General features: G+C 69.1%; 18 protein-coding genes. All 18 read left to right on the forward strand.

Going from position 1 to position 20,085, the window contains the following annotated elements; translation table 11 throughout:
- Nucleotides 1-52 precede the first annotated feature (52 nt).
- The 18 genes from AC1DKD_RS12175 (at nucleotide 53) to AC1DKD_RS12260 (ending at nucleotide 20,048) form a co-directional block, all read left to right on the forward strand.
- Nucleotides 53-949, forward strand: coding sequence for a VOC family protein (locus AC1DKD_RS12175; RefSeq protein WP_441637064.1), 897 nt, complete (start codon nucleotides 53-55; stop codon nucleotides 947-949).
- Between the two features lie 4 nt (nucleotides 950-953).
- A complete protein-coding gene (locus AC1DKD_RS12180; protein WP_477143316.1) occupies nucleotides 954-1,844 on the forward strand; it encodes a CoA transferase subunit A in 891 nt (296 codons plus the stop codon).
- Between the two features lie 26 nt (nucleotides 1,845-1,870).
- Nucleotides 1,871-2,674 (forward strand): CoA-transferase subunit beta, encoded by an 804-nt coding sequence (locus AC1DKD_RS12185; RefSeq protein WP_441637060.1) that lies wholly within the window; start codon nucleotides 1,871-1,873, stop codon nucleotides 2,672-2,674.
- An 8-nt stretch (nucleotides 2,675-2,682) separates the two neighbouring features.
- Nucleotides 2,683-3,573: an enoyl-CoA hydratase gene (locus AC1DKD_RS12190; protein WP_441637058.1), complete on the forward strand. Its 891-nt coding sequence runs from the start codon at nucleotides 2,683-2,685 to the stop codon at nucleotides 3,571-3,573.
- Nucleotides 3,570-4,679, forward strand: a complete 1,110-nt coding sequence (locus AC1DKD_RS12195; protein WP_441637056.1) for a nitronate monooxygenase — start codon at nucleotides 3,570-3,572, stop codon at nucleotides 4,677-4,679. The genes AC1DKD_RS12190 and AC1DKD_RS12195 overlap by 4 nt, the downstream gene beginning before the upstream one ends.
- Nucleotides 4,680-4,691: 12 nt before the next feature.
- Entirely contained in the window at nucleotides 4,692-5,510 is an 819-nt protein-coding gene (locus AC1DKD_RS12200) for an enoyl-CoA hydratase family protein (RefSeq protein ID WP_477111404.1), read from the forward strand.
- Nucleotides 5,511-5,519: 9 nt separating this feature from the next.
- Nucleotides 5,520-6,689, forward strand: coding sequence for an acyl-CoA dehydrogenase family protein (locus AC1DKD_RS12205; RefSeq protein WP_477143317.1), 1,170 nt, complete (start codon nucleotides 5,520-5,522; stop codon nucleotides 6,687-6,689).
- 52 nt (nucleotides 6,690-6,741) lie between these two features.
- Nucleotides 6,742-7,842 (forward strand): acyl-CoA dehydrogenase family protein, encoded by a 1,101-nt coding sequence (locus tag AC1DKD_RS12210; RefSeq protein ID WP_441637050.1) that lies wholly within the window; start codon nucleotides 6,742-6,744, stop codon nucleotides 7,840-7,842.
- Nucleotides 7,843-7,856: 14 nt separating this feature from the next.
- Nucleotides 7,857-9,008: an acetyl-CoA C-acetyltransferase gene (locus tag AC1DKD_RS12215; protein ID WP_441637048.1), complete on the forward strand. Its 1,152-nt coding sequence runs from the start codon at nucleotides 7,857-7,859 to the stop codon at nucleotides 9,006-9,008.
- Nucleotides 9,009-9,058: 50 nt separating this feature from the next.
- Nucleotides 9,059-9,934 (forward strand): SDR family oxidoreductase, encoded by an 876-nt coding sequence (locus tag AC1DKD_RS12220; protein ID WP_441637046.1) that lies wholly within the window; start codon nucleotides 9,059-9,061, stop codon nucleotides 9,932-9,934.
- Between the two features lie 44 nt (nucleotides 9,935-9,978).
- Nucleotides 9,979-11,145, forward strand: coding sequence for an acyl-CoA dehydrogenase family protein (locus tag AC1DKD_RS12225; protein WP_477143318.1), 1,167 nt, complete (start codon nucleotides 9,979-9,981; stop codon nucleotides 11,143-11,145).
- 35 nt (nucleotides 11,146-11,180) lie between these two features.
- Nucleotides 11,181-12,395, forward strand: a complete 1,215-nt coding sequence (locus AC1DKD_RS12230) for an acyl-CoA dehydrogenase family protein (protein WP_477143319.1) — start codon at nucleotides 11,181-11,183, stop codon at nucleotides 12,393-12,395.
- A gap of 5 nt (nucleotides 12,396-12,400) precedes the next feature.
- Nucleotides 12,401-13,219 (forward strand): SDR family oxidoreductase, encoded by an 819-nt coding sequence (locus tag AC1DKD_RS12235; RefSeq protein WP_441629517.1) that lies wholly within the window; start codon nucleotides 12,401-12,403, stop codon nucleotides 13,217-13,219.
- A 74-nt stretch (nucleotides 13,220-13,293) separates the two neighbouring features.
- On the forward strand, nucleotides 13,294-13,749 hold the full coding sequence (locus AC1DKD_RS12240) for a MaoC family dehydratase (protein ID WP_441629514.1): 456 nt from the start codon (nucleotides 13,294-13,296) through the stop codon (nucleotides 13,747-13,749).
- A 19-nt stretch (nucleotides 13,750-13,768) separates the two neighbouring features.
- Nucleotides 13,769-14,971, forward strand: a complete 1,203-nt coding sequence (locus tag AC1DKD_RS12245; protein ID WP_477111402.1) for an acetyl-CoA C-acyltransferase — start codon at nucleotides 13,769-13,771, stop codon at nucleotides 14,969-14,971.
- Between the two features lie 71 nt (nucleotides 14,972-15,042).
- Nucleotides 15,043-16,023, forward strand: a complete 981-nt coding sequence (locus AC1DKD_RS12250) for a WD40/YVTN/BNR-like repeat-containing protein (protein ID WP_441629512.1) — start codon at nucleotides 15,043-15,045, stop codon at nucleotides 16,021-16,023.
- A gap of 57 nt (nucleotides 16,024-16,080) precedes the next feature.
- Nucleotides 16,081-18,543, forward strand: a complete 2,463-nt coding sequence (locus AC1DKD_RS12255; RefSeq protein ID WP_477102747.1) for an efflux RND transporter permease subunit — start codon at nucleotides 16,081-16,083, stop codon at nucleotides 18,541-18,543.
- A gap of 254 nt (nucleotides 18,544-18,797) precedes the next feature.
- Nucleotides 18,798-20,048, forward strand: a complete 1,251-nt coding sequence (locus AC1DKD_RS12260; protein WP_477143320.1) for an NADH:flavin oxidoreductase — start codon at nucleotides 18,798-18,800, stop codon at nucleotides 20,046-20,048.
- Nucleotides 20,049-20,085: the final 37 nt, after the last annotated feature.

The raw sequence follows: 20,085 nt of genomic DNA on the forward strand, positions 1-20,085 counted from the left end.
TGCCGCACCCACCACGGCAGCCAATGAAATCCAAGAACAGCGAGGAGGCAGCATGATGGACATCCGAGCGCTCGGCTATATCGTGGTCGAGTCCACCGACACCGAACGCTGGCGCCACTACGGCGAGCAAGTGCTCGGCATGGCGTGCACCAACGCCCCCCATGGCGCGCTCTACCTCAAGATGGACGAGCGCGACTACCGCTACCTGATCGTACCCGGCAAGCAGGACCGCTACCTGGCATCGGGCTGGGAGCTGGCCGGCGAGGCGGCCTTCAGCCACGCGCTCGCCACGTTGCGCGCGGCAAACGTGGAAGTCACGCATGCCAGCGAGACCGAGCGCATCCAGCGGCGCACCCAGGCCATGGCCTGGTTCACCGATCCTTCCGGCAACCGGCACGAGATCTTCTGGGGCATGCGTTCGGACTTCCTGCGCTTTGTCTCGCCCATCGGCGTGTCGCGCTTCGTCACCGATCCGCTGGGCGCGGGGCATTCCGTGCTGCCGGCGCCCGCCTTCGACGAAACCTATGCATTCCTGCGCGATGTGATGGGCTTCGGCCTGTCGGATATCTTCCGCGCGCGCTTCACCACGGATCCGGCCGAGCCGGAGAAGCGCATCCACTTCCTGCATTGCGGCAACGGGCGGCACCACAGCCTGGCCATCTTCGAGGCGAGCGCGCCCAGCGGCTGCATCCATGTGATGGCCGAGGTGCAGGACATGACGGAGGTGGGCCGCGCGCTCGACCGCGCGCAGCAGCAGGGCGTGGCGCTCTCGGCCACGCTGGGCCAGCACTGCAACGATCGCGTTGTTTCCTTCTACATGAAGACGCCCGGCGGCTTCGACCTCGAGTACGGCTACGGCGGGCTGGTGGTCGACTGGAGCCAGCACGCCGCCTACGAGGCCACCCGGGTCAGCCTGTGGGGCCACGATTTCAGCATCGGATATCGCTAGAACTATGCTCAAGACATTGGACAAGACCATGACCGCGGGCGACGTGGTCGCCCGCCTCGCCGATGGCATGACCATCGGCATCGGCGGCTGGGGCCCCCGCCGCAAGCCGATGGCGCTGGTGCGGGAAATCCTGCGCTCGCCGCTGAAGGATCTCACCGTGGTGGCCTACGGCGGCCCGGAAGTCGGCATGCTGTGCGCAGCGGGCAAGGTGCGCAAAGTGGTGTTCGGCTTCGTTTCGCTCGACGTGATCCCGCTGGAGCCGCATTTTCGCGGGGCACGCGAGCGCGGGGAAATCGACGTCTGGGAGCTCGACGAAGGCATGTTGCAGCTCGGCCTGCGCGCCGCCGCCGCGCGCCTGCCGTTCCTGCCGAYGCGCGCCGGGCTCGGGACCGACGTGCTGGCCCACAACCCCCAGCTCAAGACCGTCCGCTCGCCCTACGCCGATGGCGAAGTCCTGCTGGCGATGCCGGCCATCCCGCTGGACGCCGCGCTGCTGCACGTCAACGAGAGCGATGTGCTGGGCAATACCCGCATCGACGGCCCGGATCCCTTCTTCGATGAATGGTTCGCGCGGGCGGCAGGCCAGTGCTATGTGAGCTGCGAGGTCCTGCACGGCCGCCTGGAGGACGAAGACCTGGCGCGGGCGCGCAACAACCCCTTCGAGCGCGCGCTCGTCAGTGGCGTGGTGCACGCGCCGGGCGGCGCGCATCCCACTTCCTGCGGGCCTGCCTATGGCTTTGACCTGCCGCAGTTGAAGGCCTACTGCGCCAGCGCCGAGCAAGCGGCGGGCTTCGCCACCTACCGCAAGGACGTGATCGGCGACACCGAAGCCGGCTACCTGGACAAGATCGGTGGCATGGGCCAYGTGCTGGACCTGCCGTTGCCGGTCCTTTGAACCCGTCRCAAGGAGAAGGAGCCATCGTGAGCGCCACTCAACAATTCACTCTCGCCGAACTGATGATCGCCGCCGCCGCCCGCGCCTGGCGCGACGACGGCGAGGTCATGGCCACCGGCATCGGCACCGGCCCGCGCATCGCGGCCGGGCTGGCGCGGTTGCTGCACAACCCCGGCCTGATGCTGACCGACGGCGAAGCCTACCTGGTGGAAGAGCCGGTGCCGCTGGGGCGCCGCGAGGCGGGCTTCAAGGTGCGCGCCAGCGGCTGGATGGGCTATGCGCGCGTGTTCGACTGCCTGTGGGGCGGGCGCCGGCATGCGCTGGTGATGCCCACCCAGATCGACCGCTTCGGCCAGGCCAATATCTCCATGCTCGGCGGCACCCATGCGCAGCCAAAGAAGCAGCTGCTCGGCGCACGCGGCTTTCCCGGCAACAGCATCCACCACGCCAACTCCTTCTTTGTGCCGGCGCATAGCCCGCGCGCCTTTGTCGCCGGCGAGGTCGATATGGTGTGCAGCGTGGGCTATAACCCGGCGCGCCGGATCGAAGGCATGCGCAGCTTTGTCGACCTGCGGGTCATCGTGACCGACCTGTGCGTGATGGATTTCACCGGTCCCGATCACGCCATCCGCGTGCGTTCGCTGCATCCCGGCGTCAGCCTGGAGCAGGTGCGGGCAGCTACAGGCTTCGCACTGGCCAACGCATCCGGAGAAATACTGCCGGAAACGGCCGCGCCCACTGCGGAGGAGCTGGCCGTCATCGTCAGGCTCGATCCGCACAACCTGCGCGCCACCATCGTGCGCGACAACCCGGCCGTCCGCACGGCGTGAGGAACACCATGTCATCGCAAGCCACCGAATCCCTCGGGCTGGGCCCCAACGCCGAGGTGCTCTACGCAGCGGCCGACGGCGTGGCCACCGTCACCATGAACCGGCCGCAGTACCACAACGCGCAGAATTCCAAGATGACCTACGCGCTGGACGAGGCGTTCCGGCGCGCGGCCGCGGACGACGCGGTCAAGGTCGTGATCCTGCGCGGCGCCGGCAAGCACTTCTCGGCCGGGCACGATATCGGCACGCCGGGGCGCGACATTGGCGAGTCGTTCGAGCGCGTCTCGCTTTGGCCCGACCATGTGGGCAAGCCCGGCGGCGAGATGCTTTACACCCGCGAGCAGGAGGTCTACCTCGGCATGTGCCGGCGCTGGCGCGACCTGCCCAAGCCGACCATCGCCATGGTGCACGGTGCCTGCATTGCCGGCGGCCTGATGCTGGCCTGGGTGTGCGACCTGATCGTCGCGTCGGACGATGCCTTCTTCGCCGATCCGGTGGTGCGCATGGGCATTCCGGGCGTCGAGTATTTCGCGCACGCCTACGAGCTCAACCCGCGCATCGCCAAGGAATTCCTCTTCATGGGCGAGCGCATGGATGCCCAGCGCGCCTGCCAGATGGGCATGGTCAACCGCGTGGTGCAGCGCGAGGCGCTGGAGGCCACCGCGCAGGGCATGGCGGCCAAGATCGCGCAGATGCCACGGCTGGGCTTGAGCCTCACCAAGCAAGCCATCAATCACGTGGAAGAACTGCAGGGCAAGCGCGCCGCCATGGATGCCGCCTTTGCCTGGCACCACTTCGCCCACGCCCACAACGAGCTGGTCAGCGGCGACAAGCTGGGCGGCTTCGACGCACGCACCATGGCGGCATCGCAACGCACCGGCGAGGAGAAATCGGCATGAGCGGCGCGCCCCTGCATACCGTGCTGTGCGACTTGCTGGGTTGCCGCTACCCGATCGTGCAGACCGCGATGGGCTGGGTGGCCGATGCCCGCCTGGTGGCCGCCACCAGCAATGCCGGGGCCTTCGGCTTCCTGGCAGGCGCCACCATCGAGCCGGGCGAAGTCGAGCAAGAGATCCTGCGGGTGAAGGCGCTCACGGGCCAGCCCTTCGGCATCAACTTCCATATGTTCCAGCCCAACGCGGACGAGGTAGTCGAGATGGCCATCCGCCACCGGCTGCGCGCGGTCAGCTACGGGCGCGGGCCGGACGCCGCGATGATCGGCCGGCTCAAGGCCGCGGGCGTGGTGTGCATGCCCACCGTGGGCGCAGCCAAGCACGCCGCCAAGGCCGTGGAACTGGGCGCTAACGTGGTGACCGTGCAGGGCGGCGAGGGCGGCGGGCATACGGGCGGCACGCCCACCACGCTGCTGCTGCCGCAAGTGCTGGACAAGGTGGCGGTGCCGGTGGTGGCCGCGGGCGGCTTCTTCGACGGCCGCGGGCTGGCGGCGGCGCTGGCCTACGGCGCGGCGGGCATCGCCATGGGCACGCGCTTCCTGATGTCTAGCGAGTCGCCGGTGCCGGCGCAAACGCTGGCGCGCTACGTGGCGGTCCGGGATGCGGCGCAGATCCGCGTCTCGCTTGCCATCGACGGCTTGCCGCAGCGGATGATCGACAACCGCCTGCTGCTGGCGCTGGAGCAGGCCGGGCCGCTGCGCCGCACGCTGATGGCGCTGGCCACCGCCCGCCAGTGGCGCCGGCACAGCGGCATGGGGCTCGCGCAGATGCTGGCGGTTGGCTGGCGCGCGCTGCGCCAGCACGACTACACCGCGGCGCAGACGCTGATGGCGGCCAACGCGCCCGTGCTGATCCAGCGCGCCATGGTAGAGGGCCATCCCGACGAAGGCGTGCTGCCGAGCGGACAGGCCGCGGCGGCCATCGGTGCCATTGAATCCTGTGAGCAGATCGTTGCCCGCATCGCCGCGCAGGCCCAGGCGCGCCTGGCCGCCCTGGCGGGGCCAGCCAGCGCCAGGCCGGAACGCAGCAACCCCATCCAAGCCATCCATTGAAGGCAGACGTTCATGACAACGACGAGATCAAGCGAGCCTGTAGCACAGGACGGTACCGAGCCCTTCCACATCGAGGTGCGGGACGGCGTGGCGGAACTGGCGATCGCCCATCCCCCGGTCAACGCGCTGGACAGCGCGGGCTGGCATGCACTGGCGGCGGCCATCGAGCGGCTCGGCAGGGATGACGCCGTGCGCGTGATCGTGCTGCGCGGCGAGGGGCGCGGCTTTTGCGCCGGGGTCGACATCAAGGAACTGGCGGCGCACCCGCAGCGCATCGTGGCGGTCAACGCCGGCAACTACGCCACCTTCCGCGCGGTCCACCGCAATCCAAAGCCTGTTATCGCGGCGGTGCACGGCTTCGTGCTCGGCGGCGGCATCGGCATCTGCGGCGCGGCCGACATCCTGATCGCCGCCGAGTGCGCGCGCTTCGGCGTGCCGGAGATCGACCGTGGCGCCATGGGTGGCGGTGCCCACCTGCAGCGCATGTTTGGCGTGCAGAAGGTGCGGGCGATGTATTTCACCGGCGACATGATCGACGCCGCCGAGGCCTACCGCCTGGGCGCGGTGGAGCGGGTGGTGCCGCGCACGGCACTGCGCGATACCGCACTGGAGATAGCGCGGCGTATCGCGCAAAAAAGCCCGGCCATGGTGCGCCTGGCCAAGGAGGCGCTCAACGGCGTGGAGGACGGYAATCTCGAGGACAAGTACCGCTGGGAGCAGGGCTTCACGCTGCAAGCCTATATGAGCGCGGATTCCGACGAGGCGCGCACCGCCTTCGTGGAAGGGCGCGAGGCGCGCTTCGCGGCGCAGGCTCCCACCGTCAACGCGTGAGGTGGCCAGATGCATCTTGAATACACCGAACGCCAGCAGGCCTTCCGGGCCGAGATCCGCGCCTGGCTGGCCGAGCGCGTGCCGCGCGCGCCGCTGGCCAGCTTCGACACCGCCGAAGGCTTTGCGCAGCATCGCGCCTGGGAGCGCACCCTGTACGAGGGGCGCTGGAGCATGGTCACCTGGCCGAAAGAGCTGGGCGGACGCGGCTGCGACCTGATCGAATGGCTGATTTTCGAGGAAGAGTACTGGCGGGCCGGCGCGCCGATGCGCGTCAACCAGAACGGCATCTTCCTGCTCGGGCCGACCTTGATGGAGTTCGGCACGCCGGAGCAGAAGGCGCGTTTCCTGCCGCGCATGGCCGCCGGCGAGCACGTATGGGCGCAGGGCTGGTCGGAGCCGAACGCGGGCTCCGACATGGCCGCGATCCGCTGCACCGCCATCCGGCAGGGCGACGAGTACGTGCTCAACGGSCAGAARAYCTGGTCGACCCGCGCGGTCTGGGCCGACTGGCTGTTCGGCCTGTTCCGCACCGATCCCGGCTCGTCGCGCCACCACGGCCTGACCTTCCTGCTGATGCCGCTGGATACGCCGGGCATCACGGTGCGGCCCATCCGCCAGCTGAACGGCCTGACAGGCTTTGCCGAGATATTTTTCGACGATGTGCGGGTGCCGGCGGAGAACCGCCTGGCGGCGGAGGGCGCGGGCTGGCAAGTGGCGATGGCTACAGCCGGTTTCGAGCGCGGCCTGATGCTGCGCTCTCCGGCGCGCTTCCAGGAGACAGCACGGGCGCTGGTGCACCTCTATCTCGAGCATCGGGAGCAGGCCGACCGCGATCCCTCGCTGCGCGAAGCGGTCACGCGCGCCTGGATGGATGCCGAGGCCTATGCGCTATCCACCTACGCCACCGCGAGCAGGCTGGTCAAGGGCGGACAGATCGGCGCGGAGTCCAGCACCAACAAGGTGTTCTGGTCCGAGTTGGATATCCGCATGCACGAAACCGCGCTGGCGATCCTCGGCCAGCGGGGCGAGCTGGTGCCCGCGCAAGACGCGACGCAAGGCACGCTCGGTGCCTGGCTCGACGGCTTCCTGTTCGCGCAGGCCGGGCCGATCTACGCGGGCACCAATGAGATCCAGCGCAACATCATCGCCGAACGCATGCTGGGAATGCCGCGCGCCTGAGCGCGCGGCGGCTGACAGTCCGGCTTCGTCCTCGACTCAACCGTGAACCACCATGGAATTCGCATTTAACGAAGAGCAGCAACAGTTCGTCGATTCGATCAGGCGCTTCCTGATGATCGAAATGACGCCGGAACTGGCGCGGGAACAATGGAGCAGCGCAAGCGGCCGCTCCGACGCGCTTTGGCAGCGGCTGGCCGGGCAGGGCCTGACGGCCGTGCTGGTGCCGGAGGCTTGCGGCGGCCTGGGCCTGTCCGAAACCGAGTGGGCGCCGCTGGCGCAGGAGTGTGGCTACTTTGCCCTTGCCGAACCGCTGCTGGACACCGCGCTGGTGGCGGCCGGCATGCTGTCGGACTGCCACGCCGCCACGCAGGACACAAGCACCCGCGAACGCTGCGAAAGCTGGCTGGGCCGCATCGCGGACGGCAGCGTGCGCGTGGCGGTGGCGCATCCGGGACAAGCCATGGTGGCCGACGCCCATGTCGCCGACGCCATCCTCTGCGAGCACGGCGGCGCGCTGCACCTGGTGCCGCCGGCGCAGGCCACGCTCGCCGCGCACGCGAGCCTTGATCCCTCACGCCGGCTCTTCGCGCTCAGATGGGCGCCGGACGACGGCAGCCTGCTGCTGCCCGCGACGGCCGCGAAGCCCGTGTGGGAAGCCGCGCTCAACCGCGGGGCGCTCGGCGTCGCCGCGCAGATGCTCGGCCTGACGCAGCGCATGCTGGATATCGCCATCGACTACAGCATCCAGCGCAAGCAGTTCGGCAAGGCCATCGGCGCCAACCAGGCGCTCAAGCACCTGCTGGCGGATGTCGCCATCCAGCACGAATTCGCCAAGCCGGTGGTGTACCGCGCGGCCTGCACGCTGGCGCAAGGCCATGGCACCGCCGGGCTGCATGTGTCGCACGCGCTGCTGGCCGCCACGCGCGCCGCGCTGCTCGCGGCACGCCACACCATGCAGGTGCACGGCGCCATGGGCTACACGTGGGAGCTGGACCTGCAGATCTTCATGAAGCGCGCGTGGGCCCTGGCCGACAGCTGGGGCGACCGGGCCTTCCACCAGGCGCGCGTGGACGCGCACATCCTCGGGGGGGCCGTGCCGATCGGCGCCGGCGCCACCTTTGCCACCACAGCCAACTTGGCATCAACACTTTGACAGGCGGAATGACCATGAGAGACGCATATATCGTCGACGCGCTGCGCACCCCGACCGGACGCCGCAAGGGCGGCCTGGCACACATGCACGGCGCCGACCTTGGCGGCTTCGTGCTGGCCGAGCTGGTGGGCCGCAATGCCATCCCGGCCGCGGAGTATGACGACGTGGTGTTTGGCTGCGTCGACACCATCGGGCCGCTGGCCGGCAATATCGCCCGCAGCGCCTGGCTGGCCGCCGGGCTGCCGCTCACCGTGCCCGGCGTGACCGTGGATCGCCAGTGCGGCTCGTCGCAGCAGGCCGTGCACTTCGCCGCGCAAGCGGTGATGAGCGGCAACCAGGACGTGGTCGTCGCCGGCGGCGTGCAGACCATGACGCAGATCCCGATCTCGTCGGCCATGCTGGCCGGGCAGGCGCTTGGCTTCTCCGATCCGTTCTCCGGCAGCAAGGGCTGGCAGGCGCGCTTCGGCGACCGGCCGGTGTCGCAGTTCGACGCCGCGCAGCGCATCGCCGGGCACTGGAATCTGTCGCGCGAGGCAATGGAAGCCTACGCGCTGCAAAGCCACCAGCGCGCGGCCATGGCCATCGAGGGCGGCCGCTTCCAGCGCGAGATCGTGCCTTGCGCAGGCGTAGTCCATGACGAAACGCCGCGGCCCGATACCACGCTCGCCAAGATGGCATCGCTCGAACCACTGATGCCCGGCAGTGCACTGACCGCCGCCGTTTCCAGCCAGACCGCGGACGCGGCGGCGGCATTGCTGGTGGTCTCCGAAGACGCGCTCAAGCGCTACGGGCTCACGCCGCGCGCGCGTATCGCCCATATGAGCGTGATGGGTGACGACCCGCTGTGGATGCTGACCGCGCCCATTCCCGCCACGAAACGCGCGCTGGTGCGCAGCGGCCTGCGCTGGGAAGACATCGACGTGGTGGAGATCAACGAGGCGTTCGCTTCGGTGGCGATGGCCTGGCTGGCCGAGACCGGCTACCCGGCCGAGCGCACCAACCCGAACGGCGGCGCCATCGCGTTGGGGCATCCGCTCGGCGCCACCGGCGCGCGGCTGATGACCACGCTGTTGCACGAGCTGGAGCGCACGGGCGGCCGCTACGGCCTGCAGACCATGTGCGAGGGCGGCGGCCTGGCCAACGTCACCATCATCGAGCGCCTGTGAGCCGGGTTCCCGGGGCACTGGCGCAAGCAACGGACAAGGGGAGTAGCGACATGGGAATCTGCGACGGACGGACCGTCATCATCACCGGCGCCGGCGGCGGCCTGGGGCGCGCCTATGCGCTGGCCTTCGCAGCGGAAGGCGCCAGCGTGGTGGTCAACGATATTCGCCGCGAGGCGGCCGAGGCGGTATGCGCGGAGATCCGCGCGCAAGGCGGGCGGGCGCTCGCCAGCGATGACGACATCACGCAACTGGCCACGGCCCAGGGCATCGTCGATGCCGCGCTGGCGGCGTTCGGCGAGGTGCACGTGCTGGTCAACAACGCCGGCATCTGCCGCGACCGCATGTTCGTCAGCCTGAGCGAAGCCGACTGGGACGATGTGATGCGCGTGCACCTGCGCGGCCACTTCTGCCTGGCCAACCTGCTGGCCCGGCGCTGGCGCGACGCGGCCAAGGCCGGGCGGCCGGTCGATGCGCGCATCGTCAACACCAGCTCCGGCGCGGGGCTGCAAGGCTCGGTGGGCCAGTCCAACTACGCCGCCGCCAAGGCCGGTATTGCCGCGCTGACGCTGGTGCAGGCGGCGGAACTGGCGCGCTACGGCATCACCGCCAATGCGCTCGCGCCGGCGGCCCGCACCGGCATGACCGAAGGCGTATTTGCGGAGATGATGAAAGCGCCGGCGGCAGGCTTCGACTACTACGATCCGGCCAATATCGCGCCGCTGGTGGTCTGGCTTGGCAGCGCGGCTTCGCGCCATGTCACCGGCCGCGTGTTCGAGGCGGCGGGCGGCATGGTGGCGGTGGCGGACGGCTGGCGCACCGGCGCGAGCACCGACAGGGGCGCGCGCTGGCAAGTGGCCGAGCTGGGCGGCGCGATCGACGCGCTGCTCGCCCGCGCCGAGCCGGCGCAATGCGTCTACGGCGCCTGAGGCGGGGACGGACGATGCGCTTCACGCTCTCCCTGGAACAACAAATGATCCGCGACACCGCGCGCGATTTCCTGGCCGTGCGCAGCGATTCGGCGGCGGTCCGGCGGGTGGTGGATGCGGTTGCTGGCACGGCGCAGGACGGCCATGACACCGCCCTGTGGCGGGAAATGGCCGGCGAACTGGGCTGGTGCGGCATTGCCTTGCCGGAAACGGCGGGYGGCGCCGGGCTGGGCGCCGTCGAGCTGGCGCTGCTGATGGAGCAGATGGGCCAGCGGCTGGCCTGCGTGCCGTACTGGTCGGCCATCTGCCTGGCGGCGCCGGCGCTGGCGGGCAGCCTCGCGCCCGAGGCCGCCGCGCCGTGGCTGGCGCGGCTGGCGCAGGGCGAGGCGCGTGCCGCGCTGGTCTTGCCTGCCTGGATGGCGCCCGGCGCGGACGGCGCGCTCGATGCCGATGCGCTGACCGTCACTGCCGCCGCGGCCGGGGATGGCTTCGTGCTGGACGGGCAGGTGGCGCAGGTGTTCGACGCCGCCGGCGCGGACTGGCTGCTGGTGCCCGCGCGCCTTTCCGGCGGCGCGGCAGGGCAGCCGGCGCTGTTCCTGCTGCAAACGGCGGCGCTGGCGGGCCAGCCAGGCTTCGGGCTGCGCCGGCTGGCGGTGCTGGACCGTACCCGCCCGCTGGCCGACCTCGTCTTCGACGGGCTGCGCGTGGAGGCGAAAGCCTGCCTGGCGCAAGGCGCCGGGGTGGCGGCGGGCATGGGCGCCGCCATGTGGCACGGCAGCCTGATGCTCGCCGCCGAGCAGCTCGGCGGCGCCCAGCAATGCCTCGACCTCACCGTGGCCTACGCCGCCGAGCGCATCCAGTTCGGCCGGCCGATCGCCGCCTTCCAGGCCGTCAAGCACCGCTGCGCGCAGATGATGGTGGCGGTGGAAGCCGCGCGCTCCGCGGTGCACGGCGCCGCGCGGGCCTGGCAGGCGGGCGCGGCAGGCGGCGCGATGGACACAGCCAGGCTCGATGTTGCCGCAGCGCGCCTTGCCGCCGGCGATGCCTTCGGCTTCTGCGCCCAGGAGGCCATCCAGTTGCACGGCGGCGTGGGCTTTACCTGGGAGTACGACCCCCAGCTCTATTTCAAGCGCGCGCAGGCCGCCGGCGGCTGGCTGGGGGGCRCCGCCGCCGCGCTCGCCCGGATCGCCGACGGCCTGTTGGCCGCATGAGCCATATCAGCAGCGCAAGGACAAGCATGGATTCGATGGAAAACCAAAATGCCTCCGCCGGGGAAGCGCAACTGCGCGCGGAGGTGGCGGCCTGGATGTCCGCCAGCCTGAGCGGCGAATTCGCCTGCCTGAAGCATCGCGGCGGCCCGGGCGACGAAGAAGCGCATCCCGGGCTGCGCAAGGCCTGGGAGCGCCGCCTGGCCGACGGCGGCTGGACCTGCGTGGGCTGGCCGCAGGCGCACGGCGGGCGCGGGTTGCCGGTGATGTCGCAGGTAATCTTCCAGGAGGAGTACGCGCGTGCCGGCGGCCCCGGCCGCATGGGCCATATCGGCGAAGGGCTGATCGGTCCCACGCTGATCGCCTTCGGCAGCGAGGCGCAGAAGGCCCGCTTCCTGCCGGGCATTCGCAACGGCACCGAGTTTTGGTGCCAGGGCTACTCGGAGCCGGGCGCCGGCTCGGATCTCGCCAATGTGCGCACCCGCGCCGAGCGCGATCCCGCCACCGGGGACTGGCGCGTGAGCGGGCAGAAGGTGTGGACCTCGCTGGCCCACGAGTCGGACTGGATCTTCGTGCTGGCGCGTTGCGATCCGGCGTCGCGCGGGAACAAGGGCCTGGTCTTCCTGCTGATGCCGCTGGCGCAGCCGGGCGTGGAAATCCGCCCGATCCGCCAGATGGGTGGCGGCGTGGAGTTCAACGAGGTGTTCTTCGATGGCGCGCGCGCCGCCGCCGGCGATGTGGTGGGCGCGCCGGGCGACGGCTGGCGCATCGCCATGGCGCTGCTGGGCTTCGAGCGCGGCATCTCCACCCTGGGCCAGCAGATGCAGTTCACCCACGAGCTTGGCTGGGTCGCCGAGGCCGCGCGCGCCAACGGCGCCTGGCAGGACGCGGCGCTGCGCCAGCGCATGGCGCGCGCCTGGGCCGGCCTGCGGGTGATGCGCTACAACGCGCTGCGCATGCTGGAAGGCGCCGAGGGCGGTGCCGGCGATGCCAGCGCGGCGCTGCAGCGCGAAACCCTGATCTACAAGTACTACTGGTCGAACTGGCACCGCGACCTGGGCCAGCTCGYGCTCGACGTGCTCGGCCCGGACGCCAACCGGATCGACGAAGCGGACGCGCGCCGCACGCGCCTGCAGCAGATGGCGCTGTTCTCGCGCGCCGACACCATTTACGCCGGTACCAACGAAATCCAGCTCAACATCATCGCCGAGCGCGGGCTGGGCATGCCCCGCGAGGCCAGAGGACAGTCATGACTGAAATGGCAGACAAGCAACCGGCCGCGGCCGGCACCCCGCTCCCCCCGCCGGCCTATGTGGCCGGCCACCAGCTGCTGGCCGGCAAGAGCGTGCTGATCACCGCCGCCGCCGGCGCGGGCATCGGCTTTGCCGCCGCCCGCCGCTGCGCGGAGGAGGGGTGCCGCGCGCTGATGATCTCCGACATCCACGAGAAGCGGCTCAGCGAGGCTGTGGCAACCCTGCGCGCCGAAACCGGCCTGCAGGCGATCCATGGCCAGCTTTGCGACGTCTCCGACCAGGCCCAGGTGCGGTCCCTGGTGGCGGCGGCCGAGGAGGCCCTGGGCGGCACCGATGTGCTGATCAACAACGCCGGGCTGGGCGGCTCGCGCCGCATAGTCGAGATGGACGATGCCGAATGGTCGCGGGTGCTCGACATTACGCTTACCGGCACCTTCCGGATGACGCGGGCCATGCTGCCGCATATGCAGGCGCGCCGGCGCGGGGCCATCGTCAACAATGCCTCGGTGCTGGGCTGGCGGGCGCAGAAGGAGCAGGCCCATTACGCCGCCGCCAAGGCCGGTGTGATGGCGCTGACACGCTGCAGCGCGGTAGAGGCTGCGGAGTTCGGCGTGCGCATCAATGCGGTGGCGCCGAGTATCGCACTGCACGATTTCCTGCGGAAGTCGGCGCCGGCGGAACTGCTGCGGGAGCTGGCCTCGCGCGAGGCGTTCGGGCGGGCGGCCGAGGTGTGGGAGGTGGCGAATGTGATGGTGTTCCTGGCTAGCGACTATGCGTCGTATATGACGGGCGAAGTGTTGCCTGTCAGCAGTCAGCGGGCGTAGCGGCTAATGGCCCGCGCGGAGCAGGAACCCCGGAACAGGGAAGAAGCGAGGGAAGCAGCGAGGCAAGGAGAGGCATGACACGAGTATTCAATTCCGCCGAGGCGCTGATGAGCGCCGTGGGCGAGCAACTGGGCCACAGCGCCTGGACCGTCATCACGCAGGCGCGCATCGACGGCTTTGCCGAGGCCACGGGCGACCACCAATGGCTGCACGTGGATCCCGAGCGCGCGGCGCAAGGTCCCTTTGGCGCTTGCATTGCGCACGGTTATCTCACCCTGTCGCTGGTCAACCAGTTCCTGCCGGAGATCCTGACGGTCGAAAACCTGCGCTGGGGCGTCAACTACGGCTGCGACAAGGTGCGCTTCCCGGCCCCGGTGCGGGTTGGCTCGCGCCTGCGTGGCGTGGGCGAACTGGTGCGCGCCGAGGCGCTGCCCGGCGGCGTGCAGTCGGTGGTGCGCATCAGCGTGGAAATCGAGGGCGAGGATAAGCCCGCTTGCGTGGCCGACACCATCAGCCGCTATTACTTTTGATACTTCCAAGGAAAGCAGCATGAGAGAAGCAGTCATTGTCGCCGTGGCGCGTACGCCCATCGGCAAGGCATTCCGCGGCGCCTTCAACGATACCGAGGCGCCGGCGCTGGGCGGGCACGTGGTGCGCGCCGTGGTGGAGCGGGCGGGGATCGACCCGGCCGAGGTCGACGATGTACTGATCGGCGCCGCCGCGCAACAGGGCACGCAGGGCTACAACCTGGGCCGGCTGTGCGCGGTGGCGGCGGGCCTGCCCGATAGCGTGCCGGGCATGACCATGGACCGCATGTGTTCGTCGGGGCTGATGACCATCGCCACGGCCGCGAAAAGCATCATCTGCGGCGAGGCCGACATCGTGGTGGCCGGTGGCGCCGAGTCGATCTCGCTGACGCAGAACAAGCACAAGAACGCCTACCGCGCGCAATCCGAGGCGGTGCTGGCCCGGCAGCCGGACGCGTATATGGCAATGATCGAGACCGCTGAAGTGGTGGCGCAACGCTATGGCATAGCCCGGGCGGCGCAGGACGAGTATGCGCTGCGCAGCCAGCAGCGCACCGCCGAGGCGCAGCGCCAGGGCCTGTTCGACGACGAGATCGTGACGCTGGAGACGCGCCGCGCGCTGTACGACAAGGCGGGCGCGCTCATCGGGCACGAGACCGTGCGCCTCGCGCAGGACGAGTGCAACCGGCCAGATACTAGCGCCGACAGCCTGGCCGCGCTCAAGCCGGTATGGAGCGGCGGGCGCGCGGTGCCGCAAGGGCTCCACATCACCGCCGGCAATGCCTCGCAACTGTCGGACGGTGCCGCCGCCGTGCTGCTGATGAGCCGCGAGCAGGCCGAGCGCCGCGGCTTGCGCCCGCTGGGCCGCTATCGCGGCATGGCCGTGGCCGGCTGCGCGGCGGACGAGATGGGCATCGGCCCGGTGTTCGCCGTGCCCAGGCTGCTGGCGCGCCACGGCCTGACGGTCAAGGACGTTGGCTTGTGGGAACTGAACGAAGCCTTTGCCTGCCAGGTGCTGTACTGCCGGGACATGCTCGGCATTCCGGACGCGCGGCTGAACGTCAATGGCGGCGCCATCGCGATCGGCCATCCCTTCGGCATGTCGGGCGCGCGCATGACCGCGCACGCCTTGCTCGAAGCACGCCGGCGCGGCGCCGCGCATGCGGTGGTGACAATGTGCGTCGGCGGCGGCATGGGCGCCGCCGCGTTGTTCGACGTGCTGTAGCGGTCATTGCCGGTGGCAGTGCGAACGGCCAGCCCAAGGCGGGCCATGCCCCCGGCGCGGAGGAGACGACAATGAAAAAAGTGATTGGCATCGGCGTATCGCTGACGGTATTGGCTGCCGCGGCATGGTCCTTCTCGCCGCGGCCCCTGCCTGCCTTCGCAGCCACCGCGCTGCGGGCGGATCGGCTGCAGCTCAATGGCATCGCCCGGTCCGGCGACCGCATGGTGGCGGTCGGCGAGCGCGGCACGATCTTGCTCAGCGACGACGAAGGCGCACACTGGCGGCTCGCCAGCGTGACGCCGGAGCACGGCGCCGCGCTCACGCAGCTTGTCTTTGCCGGTGGCAAGGACGATAGGGTCGGCGTGGCGGTGGGACACAGCGGCTGGATCCTGCGCACCGCCGACGGCGGTGAGCATTGGCAGCAGGTGGCCTTCGATACGGCGCAGTCGGACCCCCTGCTGGGCGTCTGGGGCCAGGCGGCGGGTCCGTGGTTCGCCGTCGGCAGCTTCGGGCGCTTCCTGGTGTCGCACGACCAGGGCGGGCACTGGCAGTCAGCAGCCACGCCGCTGATGCAGGACAAGCACTTGAACGGCATTGCCGGTGATCATCAGGGCCGCCTGATGCTGGTGGGCGAGAGCGGCCTGGTGCTGCGCTCCGCCGATGGCGGCGGCACCTGGGAAGCGGTCAAGATGCCCTACGAGGGCTCGCTCTACGGCGTGCTGCCGCTGCGCGACGGCGCCTGGCTGGTCTATGGCATGCGCGGCAACGTGCTGCGCAGCGCCGACTTCGGCGCGAGCTGGGAGGCCGCCGAGGTGGGGCTCAAGACCTCGTTCTTCGGTGGCGCGCAACTGGCGGACGGCCGCATCGCCGTGGCCGGCCAGGGCGGCATGCTGGCTGTCTCGGCGGACGGCGGGCGCCATTTCAAGCCGGTGGCGGGCGGTAGCGCGCAGACCCTGGCGGCGCTCATCCCGGCCGCGGGGGGGAATGCCCTGACGCTGGCCGGCAACGCGGGGATTGCCCGCTTCACCCTGGCCCCGCATGCCGCGCCCTGATCTTCCTCCTGCCGCAACTCTCAGCGCCACACCGCATTGCATAGAAGCGAGAACGCCATGACCCGCCCCGAAATCTCCGGCCCCCGGGCCACCACCACCCGCCTGAGCCGCTTCGTCGCGCATTGCGCGGACCTGTTGATCCGGCGCCGCCGCCTGTTGCTGGTGCTGTGCCTGGCGATGACCGTGGCGATGGGCTTGTCCGCCACGCGCCTGCGGCTCGATCCGGGCTTCAACAAGATGATCCCGCTGCAGCATCCCTATATGCAGGTGTTCACCAAGTACGCCGGCACGTTCTCCGGGGCCAATACCGTGCTGATCAGCCTGCGCTGGAAGGGCGAAGGCGATATCTACAACCCGGCCTTCATGGACAAGCTGCGTCGTGCTACCGACGATGTGTTCTTCATTCCAGGCGTGCGCCGTTCACATGTGTTCTCGCTGTTTACGCCGAATGTGCGCTACACCGAGGTGACCGAGGTGGGATTCCGGGGGGATGTGGTGGTACCCGGCCGATACTCTGGTACCCCGGAGCAGCTCGACCAGGTACGCCGCAACGCGGCGCGCTCAGGCCAGATCGGCCGGCTGGTAAGCAATGACCTGAAGTCCGCGCTGATCCGCGCCGATCTGAGCGATGTGGATCCCGCTACGGGCAAGGCGCTCGACTACGGCAAGGTGGCACGCCAGTTGGAGCAAATCCGCACCGGCCTGGGCGGCACGGATGTGGAAGTGAGCATTATCGGCTTTGCCAAGCTTGTCGGCGATGTGGAAGACGGCATTGCCGGGGTGATGGTGTTCTTCGCGCTGGCCTTTGCGGTGACGGCGCTGATGCTGTTCTTCTACACGCGTTCGCTGCGCATTACCCTGCTGGCGCTGGTGGTGGCGCTGCTGCCGGTGGGGTGGCTGCTAGGCCTGCTGCCGCTGCTGGGCTACGGCATCGACCCAATGTCCATCCTGGTGCCGTTCCTGATCTTTTCCATCGGCGTCTCGCACGCGGTGCAGATGACCAATGCCTGGAAACAGGAAGTGGTGCAGGACAATGACCCGGTCGAGAGCGCGCGCGCGGCCTTCTGCAAGCTGTTCATCCCCGGCACGGTAGCCTTGCTGACCAACGCACTGGGTTTCATGGTCATCATGCGCATCGAGATCGAGATCGTGCGTGAGCTGGGCATTACCGCATGCCTCGGCGTATTGCTGATGATCGTCACCAACAAGGTGTTCCTGCCGCTGCTGCTGTCATACACGCGCCTGGAGCCGCGCGTGGTGGCGGCCGCCAGGGCGCGTGCCGGGCGGCATGGCACCTTCTGGAACCGGTTCGGCCACTTTGCCCGCCCGGGGCCGGCACTGGTGGTGTTCGGCGTGTCGCTGGCGCTGTTGGCGTTCGGTGCGGTGCAGTCACGGGGACTAAGGGTCGGCGATATCGGCAACGGTGCTCCGGAACTGCGCGCCGACTCGCGCTATAACCGCGATAACGCGCAGATCGTCGGCCAGTACAACATCGGCGTGGACGTGCTCACGGTGGTGGTGGAACCCAAAGGCTTTGACGACGCCTGCCTGCACTATCCGGTGATGGGCGCGGTGGAGCGCTTCGAGATGAACCTGCGCGGTGTGGCGGGCGTGCAATCGGTGGTGAGCGTGCCGTCGCTCGCCAAGGTGATGATCGGCGCCTTCAACGAAGGCAATCCACGCTGGGAGGCGCTGCCGCGCAATAGCGATGGCCTGACCCAGGGCGCCAAAGCCTTCGATCCGGAGAACGGCATGAACACCGCGAACTGCCAGGCCATCCAGGTGCTGATCTACACAGCCAATCACGAAGGCGCCACCATTGCCCATATCGTCAAGGAGATCCAGCACCTTATCGCCGCAGACAAGACGCCGAACGTGGCGTTCCGCCTCGCCGGCGGCAATATCGGCGTGATGGCAGCCACCAACGAAGCGGTGGACGAAGCCGAGGTAACCATGCTGCTGGCGATCTTCGGCGCCATCACGCTGCTGTGCCTGCTGACCTTCCGTTCCTGGCGGGCCGTGCTGTGCATCATCGTGCCGCTGACGCTGGTGTCCGTCCTTTGCAGCGCGCTGATGGCGCGGCTGGGGATTGGCCTGAAGGTCTCGACGCTGCCGGTGATCACGCTGGGCGTAGGGGTTGGCGTGGACTACGGCATCTATCTCTATGAGCGCATGCAGCACCAGTTGCGCCATGAAGGGCAGAACCTGCCGCAGGCGTTCGCCGAGGCCATGCGCCAGCGTGGCAACGCCGCCTTGTTCACCGCCATGACGATGTGCATCGGGGTGGGTACGTGGGCCTTCGCGGCGCTCAAGTTCCAGGCGGACATGGGCATCCTGCTGGCCTTCATGTTTATGGTCAACCTGTTCGGCGCCGTCTTCCTGTTGCCGGCGCTGGCGAGCTGGCTGGGCGTGGAAGAGGAGGAACGCCGGGCGGCCGGCAACAAAGCCCGCGGCGCGGAGGCACGCGTGGGCAGGATGGCCGGTAGCGAAGGGCGCCCGCTCAAGTCCGACGCGGCCTGAACCGCCGGGCCTTCGCGCGGCCGGCCCGTCATCATTTGAAGAATCTGCTGCAATTCGAAGGGGGCGGACGCTTACAATTGACATCTCGATCTGGACATCGTGAGTGCATTCCTCGCGATTCGACATAGCGTCCCGCGGATGGCCGGGCCGGGCCGTGGGGCAGTCATCAAACGATAGTAGCCGGCGGCCCTGCTGCATGAGGCAGGGCGTGGCGTGCCAGGCGCGACATAGAATCGCGCAGGAAGGAGAATAAGATGTGGCAACAGGCCCCCACTGATGGATCGCCGTTCTCAACGATCCGGATCGGCCCCCTTGCGTTGCGCAACCGCCTGATCAAGGCCGGTGCGAACGAGGGCATGACACCGCAAGGATTGCCGACACAGGCGCTGGTCAAGCATCACCGGGATATCGCAGCCGGCGGTATCGGCATGACGGTGGTCGCGTATGCTGCCGTCGCACAGGAGGGGCTGACCTTCTCGCATCAGCTCGTCCTGACCCGCGAGGCCATACCGYATCTGCGGGTGCTGACCGACGCGGTGCATCGTGAGGGCGCCGCGGCTTGCCTGCAGATTACGCATGCCGGCTCGTTTACGATGATGCGGCATGGCGGGAGCCGCGCGCCGCTGACCGCATCGGCTGGCCTGAATGCTTTCGGCATGATGTATGGCGTGTATTTCCAGCGCGCCATGCGCGAGAGCGACATGTTCCGGGTTGCCATGCAATTCGCCGATGCCGCGCGCCTCGCGCGGGAGGCAGGCTTTGACGCGGTCGAGATCCATATGGGGCACGGCTACCTGCTCAATCAGTTCCTGTCTCCGCTCAGCAACCGGCGGCGCGACCGTTTTGGCGGTGAAGTGGAAAACCGCACGCGCTTCCCGGCGATGGTGCTGCGCCACGTCAAGGACGCCGTCGGGGCGGAGCTGGCGGTGTGCTGCAAACTGAGTGTGGTTGACGGTGTGCCCGGCGGCAACGTAGCGGCGGATTCCGCCATCACGGCGCGCATCCTGGAAAGGGAGGGGGCCGACCTGCTGACGCTGAGTGGCGGACGTAATGTCGAAAGCCCGTGGGTGTTGTTTGGCAGTGCGATGCCGACGGCCCAGATGAAAGCCACGGCGCCGCACGCGCTGGCCAGGCTCGGTATCTCGATTCTGGAGAAGCGTACCCCGCGCGAGTTGAAGTTCCGTGAACTGTATTTCCTTGACGCTTCCCGGGTGATCCGCCAGGCGGTGCGGATGCCGCTGGCCTATATCGGCGGCGTGAAGTCGCTGGACAATGCGCGGCAACTGTTGGGCGAGGGCTTCGACTGCGTTGCCCTGGCGCGCGCGCTGATCCATGATCCGGCCCTGGCCGATCACTGGCGAACCGGCGCRGTGACACGTTCGGCATGCGACAGCTGTAATGCTTGCGTTGCAAAAATCTATGATCCCGCCGGCGTTTCCTGCGTTTACGGGCCACCGGCCGATCCCAGGCTGACCACGATACTGGCGGCCGGGCAGGCGGATTGAGACTTGCGGGACTTCTGCCCACCGATGCCGGGCAGAT

The organism is Cupriavidus sp. 05T313 (genome assembly GCF_056396665.1).

Excerpts from the sequence above, each read along its gene's own strand:
- AC1DKD_RS12220 (WP_441637046.1), top strand. The coding sequence starts at position 9,059 with ATGGGAATCTGCGACGGACGGACCGTCATCATCACCGGCGCCGGCGGC.
- AC1DKD_RS12255 (WP_477102747.1), top strand. The coding sequence starts at position 16,081 with ATGACCCGCCCCGAAATCTCCGGCCCCCGGGCCACCACCACCCGCCTG.
- AC1DKD_RS12245 (WP_477111402.1), top strand. The coding sequence starts at position 13,769 with ATGAGAGAAGCAGTCATTGTCGCCGTGGCGCGTACGCCCATCGGCAAG.
- AC1DKD_RS12250 (WP_441629512.1), top strand. The coding sequence starts at position 15,043 with ATGAAAAAAGTGATTGGCATCGGCGTATCGCTGACGGTATTGGCTGCC.
- AC1DKD_RS12195 (WP_441637056.1), top strand. The coding sequence starts at position 3,570 with ATGAGCGGCGCGCCCCTGCATACCGTGCTGTGCGACTTGCTGGGTTGC.
- AC1DKD_RS12240 (WP_441629514.1), top strand. The coding sequence starts at position 13,294 with ATGACACGAGTATTCAATTCCGCCGAGGCGCTGATGAGCGCCGTGGGC.
- AC1DKD_RS12210 (WP_441637050.1), top strand. The coding sequence starts at position 6,742 with ATGGAATTCGCATTTAACGAAGAGCAGCAACAGTTCGTCGATTCGATC.
- AC1DKD_RS12175 (WP_441637064.1), top strand. The coding sequence starts at position 53 with ATGATGGACATCCGAGCGCTCGGCTATATCGTGGTCGAGTCCACCGAC.
- AC1DKD_RS12215 (WP_441637048.1), top strand. The coding sequence starts at position 7,857 with ATGAGAGACGCATATATCGTCGACGCGCTGCGCACCCCGACCGGACGC.
- AC1DKD_RS12190 (WP_441637058.1), top strand. The coding sequence starts at position 2,683 with ATGTCATCGCAAGCCACCGAATCCCTCGGGCTGGGCCCCAACGCCGAG.
- AC1DKD_RS12235 (WP_441629517.1), top strand. The coding sequence starts at position 12,401 with ATGGCAGACAAGCAACCGGCCGCGGCCGGCACCCCGCTCCCCCCGCCG.